The organism is Streptomyces sp. AB3(2024) (assembly GCF_041862025.1).
GTDB lineage: Bacteria > Actinomycetota > Actinomycetes > Streptomycetales > Streptomycetaceae > Streptomyces.
Map to the genome: position 1 here is coordinate 1 of NZ_JBGWAB010000260.1, position 4,370 is coordinate 4,370.

At 72.4% G+C, this 4,370-nt stretch carries 3 protein-coding genes and 2 pseudogenes; 2 read left to right on the top strand and 3 right to left on the bottom strand.

Annotation, left to right across the window (positions count from 1 at the left end; genetic code table 11):
* Positions 1–724 precede the first annotated feature (724 nt).
* Positions 725–1,213 carry a hypothetical protein gene (locus ACEPPI_RS39935; RefSeq protein ID WP_373920154.1) on the bottom strand — a complete coding sequence of 163 codons (489 nt, stop codon included), beginning with the start codon at positions 1,211–1,213 and terminating at the stop codon, positions 725–727.
* 178 nt (positions 1,214–1,391) lie between these two features.
* On the opposite strand from ACEPPI_RS39935, the pseudogene ACEPPI_RS39940 reads away from it, so the two are divergent.
* Positions 1,392–1,772: pseudogene (locus ACEPPI_RS39940) on the top strand (transposase); the annotation flags it as partial.
* 63 nt (positions 1,773–1,835) lie between these two features.
* Here ACEPPI_RS39940 and ACEPPI_RS39945 read toward each other — a convergent pair.
* Positions 1,836–2,456, bottom strand: a complete 621-nt coding sequence (locus ACEPPI_RS39945; RefSeq protein WP_373920155.1) for a TetR/AcrR family transcriptional regulator — start codon at positions 2,454–2,456, stop codon at positions 1,836–1,838.
* Between the two features lie 64 nt (positions 2,457–2,520).
* On the opposite strand from ACEPPI_RS39945, the gene ACEPPI_RS39950 reads away from it, so the two are divergent.
* Positions 2,521–3,741 (top strand): amidohydrolase family protein, encoded by a 1,221-nt coding sequence (locus ACEPPI_RS39950; RefSeq protein ID WP_373920156.1) that lies wholly within the window; start codon positions 2,521–2,523, stop codon positions 3,739–3,741.
* A 37-nt stretch (positions 3,742–3,778) separates the two neighbouring features.
* On the opposite strand, the pseudogene ACEPPI_RS39955 reads toward ACEPPI_RS39950, so the two are convergent.
* Positions 3,779–3,892 (bottom strand): annotated as a pseudogene (locus ACEPPI_RS39955) (IS5/IS1182 family transposase); the annotation flags it as partial.
* Between the last annotated feature and the right edge of the window lie 478 nt (positions 3,893–4,370).

Consider the following 4,370-nt stretch of genomic DNA (forward strand, 5'->3'; position numbering starts at 1 on the left):
CGGCGACCATCCGCACCGCACGACGGCGCAGCTCAAGCGGGTACTGGGAAGGACGTGCCATGACTCGATCCTCTCAAATGATCGAGTCCCCACCAAACCCGGAACGGTTCATCCCGCTCGAAGGACGACACCCCACAACCCGCCCACGAGGTAAATCCCCACCTGAAAACCCTGTCGCCAACCGCTGCAAATCACACGTCGCCCATCACCCAACGCCGGGACTTCGACCGCCTGAACCAGGAGCAGCAGACCCGGCTCGCCACGCTCGGCGTGAAGAAGGCCGCGCGGGCACGTAAGACCCCTGCGGAGACTGTCCCGGGGTCCGGGCCGGACGCGGGTGGCGGGGCGTTCCAGAAGGGCCTGGAGGCCCTGGCGTAGTACGTCGCGCGGGAAGGCCGGCTGCCGGGGCGCGGTGTCGTCCAGGTCCTGGCCGACGGGAGCGAGCACCGCACCGGGATCTGGACCGAGAACGTCAAGGCCCGCCGCGACCGGCTCGACGCCGCCCAGCGCGCGGCGCTCGCCGAACTCGGCGTCGACTGGGCGCGGTGACGCAACCCACTGTCACCAAACCGAGAGGTCGCACCCGTCGACCGACGTACGTGAAAGCGGACGCCGTGAGGGGTGTCGGCTTCCGGGTGGGGACGGACCGCGTACGGGCGCGAGCAGACCGGTGGGCATTGACCGGCACCTGCCGATGGCGGTGCGGGCGCGGGAGCCGCCGCCGTCACCGCGTACGCCCCGCGCCCCTGGCCGGTGCGCTCTGTTGCCGGTGGGCGGGGACGGCGGCTTCCGTCGGGGCCTGCTGTCCGGGGGCCGCGGCGGCGGCCGTGGTGGTGGAGCGGGAGCGGGCAGCCGTCGGGGAGACACTCACCCGGGACGCGGTCGCCGCCGGGGTGGAGGGCGGTGTCGTCAGGGAGTGCAGGGTCGCGTCCACGAGCCGCCCGACCGTGGTGGAGGACGGGCCTTCCTTCCAGGTGGTGTCGCTCCCGAGGCGGGCCAGGTACGCGGCCAGGAGACCGGTGCCGCCCTGGTCGCGGATCCGGTCCATGCGGTGGGCCAGCAGGGGCCACTGGCGGGAGCCGACCAGGAGACCCGCTTCTGTCTCGGGGAGGACGCCCTTGACGACGCCGACGATCGCGGCGTGCGCGAGCCGGTTGACGCCGAGCTGTTCCAGCGCCTTCGTGCGGTCGCCGAGGTCCAGGTCCCGGGGCACGTTCAGGCCCTCGGTCAGCGGGCCCCAGGAGCGCTTCGCGTCCGTACTCGCGGGTGGCGAAGGCCCCTCAATTCCGTGCCAGCCGATACCGGCTTTCCGGCGTCCCGGGGGTTACTGACCTTGAAGGCGGGTTGTCGTAGGGGCTGACGATCGGTGATCGTCGCGGTATGCCGGAGGTATGAGGTATCCGCAGGGTGGGGGTCTGACCGGGGGGAGGCAAGCCTTCCGTGAGCGGGTCCGGATGGAAGCAGTGGCGATGTTCGCCGCCGGGCGGGGCAGCACGGGCATCGCGAGGGAGTTACGGGTCAGCGTCCGGTCGGTCCAGCGGTGGCGGCACGCCTGGCAGGAGGCCGGCCGGGACGGGGTGCGTTCCCGCGGCCCGGTGTCCCGGCCGAAGCTGAGCGAGACCTTGTTCGCCGTGCTGGAGGAGGAACTGGCCAAGGGCCCGGTCGCTCATGGCTGGCCGGACCAGCGATGGACGCTGGCCAGGATCAAGACCCTGATCGGCCGCCGGTTTCACAAGTCGATGACGCTGTCGGGTATCTCGCAGATGCTGCGAAGCTTGCGCGAGGAGCCAACGGGCGGCACTCGTAGGTGACGGGGTGCCACCCTTTCCGCCGCGTCAGCCCAGGAGCCCGGTCAGCACTGCCGTAGTCGCGTTCAGCAGCTGCTCCGCGGCCGGGCCGCCCGCAGCCGTACGGACGAGCAAACCCTCGCGTGCGGCCAGGACCACCTCAGCGGCCTGCTCGGCAGCGGCCCCGGCCGGTACCAACTCCGGCAGGACCCGTTCCAGCAGGACCGCCACCGCCGCTGTCACCGTGCGGTCGTGCGCGGCCACCCGCTCGGCGAGCCCGGGCGTACGGGCGGCCAACAGGCGGAACTCCAGGAAGAGCAGGATCCACCCGCTTTCGGCATCCTCGACCCGCAGCAGCGCCTCGACCAGCCGCCGCGCCCGTTCCCCGGGCCCCAGCTGTTCGGCCGCTGTGGCCAACCGCTCCAGTTCGGCCATGCGCCCGGCAGCCTGCTCGTCAAAGAGTGCCAGCAGCAGGTCCTCCTTGGTGGCGAAGTTCGAGTAGAAGGCCCCACGGGTGTAGCCGGCGGCGGTGCAGATGTCCTCGATGCTCGTCCGCGCGTACCCCGCGGACAGGAACAGCTCGCTCGCCGCAGACAGGATGCGGGCTCTGGTGTGGACGCGGCGCCGCGGAGGCCGGGGCGCCGCAGGTTCGACCGGGGAGGAATTCACAGCAACACAATACATGGTGTATTCAATACAGGCCGTATTGAAACAATGGGAGAGGGCCACCACCATGAGCCGACTGCTGATCACCGACGCGCACCTGCTCCACCCCGAGGCCGGCACCCGTACCGACCTGGCCTGGATCGAGGTCGCCGACGGCCGGATCGCCGCCACCGGCACCGGCCGCCCGCCCGGCATCGGGCAGAACGTGCGGGTACTCAACGCCGCCGGCGCCACCGTGCTGCCCGGCCTGATCGACGCCCATGTCCATCTGCTGGTCACTTCCCTCGACCTGCCTGCCGTCGCGTCCTGGACCCCCGGCTACCTGACCGTCCGGGCCCTGGCGGAGGCCGAAAGGATGCTGCGCCGCGGCTTCACGACCGTCCGCGACGTGGGCGGCGCCGACCACGGCATGGCCCGCGCCCTGGCCGAAGGGCTGGTGCTCGGCCCCCGGCTCGTCCAGGGCGGAAAGGCACTCTCCCAGACCGGCGGGCACGGCGACCTGCGCCCGCTGGGGGACGACTCGGTTCCCTGCTGCGAGAGCCGTCCGAACTTCGCCCGGATCGCGGACGGCGTCGACGCCGTCCGCGCCGCGGCCCGTGACGAGTTCCGCAAAGGCGCCGCCCACCTGAAAGTGCTGCTCTCCGGCGGGGTGGCCTCACCGCACGACGAGATCGCCGCCGTCCAGTACAGCGAGGCGGAGATCCGCGCCGCCGTGGAGGAGGCGGAGAACCACAACCGGTACGTCACCGTGCACGCCTACCACCCGCGTGCCATAGACCGGGCCTTGCGGGCAGGCGTGCGCTGCGTCGAGCACGGCAACCTGATCGACGACGCGACCGTCGCCCTGCTGCTGGAGCAGGACGCCTTCCTGGTGCCCACACTGGTCGCTTACGAGCGGACGGCGGAGCTCGGACGGCAGTCCGGCCTGCCGGCGTCGTCCTGTCGCAAGCTCACCGAAGTCCGCGACCACGGGCTGGCCGCCCTGGAGAAGGCCCACCGGGCGGGGGTCAATCTGGTCTACGGCAGTGACCTGCTCGGGCCGCTGCACTCGGCCCAGTTGGAGGAGTTCACGCTGCGCGCCGAGGTCCAGCCCGCCGCGGACGTGATCCGCTCCGCCACCGGCACGGCGGCCCGCCTGCTGCGGATGGAGGGCGAGATCGGCACCCTCGCGCCGGGCGCGCACGCCGACCTGCTCGTCGTGGACGGCGACCCCCTGGCGGACCTGGCCGTCCTCACCCATCCCGAGCGCCACCTTCGGCACGTGGTCAAAGCCGGTGCCGTCCTCTGAAAAGGCTTCCGCTACTGGCCTTGAGCCTTTTCCGACCTCACGCTGACGCGTGATGCAGGACGAGGACGGCCTGGACGATCGCTGTGATGCGATTGATGCTGCAGCGGAGCTTTCGTAGGAGGCGCCGGCCCTTCAGGGTGGCCATGGCCCGTGCAGGACCGGGACGGCAAGGGACGGCCCAGTAGCAGCATCCATCATAGATCCGGTCTCGCCCTGACCGTGGGCCGCCGCCGGCTCCGGGAACGACCGACATTCAGCCTTCGCGCCCGCGCGTCGTCCCGGGCGTGCGCGCTGCGGCGGGCGGGGGCCGGGTGGCCGCGCAGGCTGGTGGCGGCGTAACCGGGGTGGACCGCGAGTGCGCCGGCACGCGGGATCCGGCCTGCGTCAGCCGCCTCCGGAGCTCGTGGGTGAAGAGCGGCATCCCCGCCTCAGGCGGGCCGGGCGGGGCGTCTGCCCGGGGGCTTCAGGACGTCGGCCCGGAGCCGGCGGTCTGCGACGGCGGAGCCGGGCGCGGCCGTCGGCGCCTGAGGTGGTGCCAGGCCGCCGCGGCTGCGCCGGTGCCGGCGAGGAGGCCGGCCGGCCAGGCGTAGGCGGTTCCGGTGCCGGCGGCGGACGCCGGGGGCGGCGGG